This window comes from Dietzia sp. B19 (assembly GCF_014145155.1).
Taxonomy (GTDB): Bacteria; Actinomycetota; Actinomycetes; order Mycobacteriales; family Mycobacteriaceae; genus Dietzia; species Dietzia natronolimnaea.
Window position 1 is genome coordinate 1 of sequence record NZ_JAALED010000520.1, and the last position, 2,029, is coordinate 2,029.

The 2,029-nt window shown below is 72.6% G+C and carries 1 protein-coding gene and 1 pseudogene; one reads left to right on the top strand and one right to left on the bottom strand.

The features are described 5' to 3' along the window. Positions 1–86: 86 nt before the first annotated feature. Positions 87–1,907 carry an alkaline phosphatase D family protein gene (locus G6020_RS14165; protein WP_182611050.1) on the top strand — a complete coding sequence of 607 codons (1,821 nt, stop codon included), beginning with the start codon at positions 87–89 and terminating at the stop codon, positions 1,905–1,907. 34 nt (positions 1,908–1,941) lie between these two features. Here G6020_RS14165 and G6020_RS17220 read toward each other — a convergent pair. Beyond that, positions 1,942–2,029: pseudogene (locus G6020_RS17220) on the bottom strand (thiamine phosphate synthase); the annotation flags it as partial.

Sequence of the window (2,029 nt, forward strand, 5' to 3'; positions counted from 1 at the left end):
GCCCCTGACTGCCCCTGACTGCCCCTGAGGACCCCTGCCGCACCCATCGCGCCCGGCACCCCCCGGCCCGCGTGCACACTGGTGCAATGAGTCAGCCCCCCACGCCGCCCGAGATCCTGGTCGGCCCCATGCTGCGGTACGTCGACAGCACGGACGCGACGGTGTGGGTCGAGGTGTCCGCGCCGTGCACGGTGACGATCCGCGCCGGCGACGGCGAGGCCTCCGAACAGTCGTGGGGTGTCCACGGGCACCACTTCGCGGTGCTGCACCTTCGTGATCTCGAGCCGGGCGTGGAGACGCCCTACGAGGTGGCGCTCGACGGTGTACCCGCCTGGCCACTGGAGCCGGACCGCCCCAGCGTCATCCGCACCCCGCGCGCCGACGACACGGTCCGCCTGTCCTTCGGGTCCTGTCGCCGCGGGGAGAGCCAGACCCCGGTGGCGCTGCGCCGGATCGGGGCCGACGCCCTGGTGGCGCTCGCGCATCAGATGGCCCACACGGCGCACGACGACTGGCCCGACGCCATGCTGTTGCTCGGCGACCAGGTGTACGCCGACATCCCCAGCCGGGAGATCACCGAGCGGCTGGCGGCGCGCCGTCGGGCCGGGGAGGGGCCCCGGTCGGTGCGCGACTCCGCCGGTGACGGTGGGGACCGGGACGTGTCCGGGGAGATCTGCGACTTCGAGGAGTACTCCTGGCTGTACCACGAGTCGTGGCGCGACCCGGACGTGCGCTGGCTGCTGTCCACCGTGCCCAGCTGCATGATCCTCGACGACCACGACCTGCGCGACGACTGGAACTCCTCCCACGCCTGGCGCCGCGAGATGACGGCCCAGCCGTGGTGGCGCGACCGCGTGAGGGGGGCGTTCGCCAGTTACTTCGTCTACCAGCACCTGGGCAATCTCGCGCCGCGGGAGCTTGAGCAGGACGAGGTGTACCGGGCGGTCCGGGGTGCCCGGTCCGATGCCGAACGCGAACGGATCCTCGACGAGTTCGCCCTGTCCGCCGACGCCGACCGGGGCACCGCACGGTGGAGCTTCAGTCGCGACTTCGGGCGGGTGCGGGTGGTGATGCTCGACGTGCGGGCCTCCCGCCGGCTGGACCCCGCCGACCGGCGCGTGATGGACCCGCAGGAGTGGGAGTGGGCGCGGAAGGCCTGCCTCGGGGCCGAGGTCGACCACCTGGTGATCGCGTCGTCCCTGCCCGCGTTCATGCTGCCGGCGCTGCATCATCTCGAGGGGTGGAACGAGGCGGTGAGCCGCGACCGGCCGGACAAGCCGCTGAGCGCCCGGATCGGCGAATGGGTGCGGCTGACGGTGGACCTCGAGCACTGGGCGGCCTTCCGCAACAGTTTCGACGACCTGATCGGGTTGCTCACCGAGGTGGCGGCCGGGGATCACGGGCGCGCGCCCGCCTCGATCCTCATGCTGGGCGGCGACGTCCACTGCTCCTACCTCGAGGAGGTCGAGCTCACCGCGCCGCGGGTGGCCGGGTCGCCGACTCGGGTGCACCAGCTGGTCATGTCCCCGTTCCGCAATCCTCTACAGAAGTCGATCCGGATGGTCAACCGGATCTCGGTGCGGTCTCCCGCGCCCGCGCTGAACCGCCGGCTCGCCGAGGCCGTGGGCGTGCGGGAGCCACGGGTCAGGTGGGAGGTCACCGACGGGATCTGGTTCCACAACGGGGTCATGACCCTGGTGATGCGCGGCCGCCGCGCCACCGTCAAGGTCGAACACGCCCACGTCGAGTGGCCGGCCGGGGGCCTGGGGAGGGTCCTCACGCTCCTACCCGGTCTGGCGCCGGACTCCTGGGGTCGGAGGGGGCGACGACGACGAGGTGGGGATGACCTCGACGCCAAGCCCCGGCAGGTGTTGCGCAGGACGCTGACCAAGGAGCTCACCGACTGACCGGGGACCCGCCGGCCCGCGTGTCGGCGACGGTTCAGTCCAGTTCCGCGCGGAGTTCGCGCGCGGCGGCCGTGGGGTCGTCCGCGTCGGTGATCGCGCGGACCACCACCACCCGCCGGGCG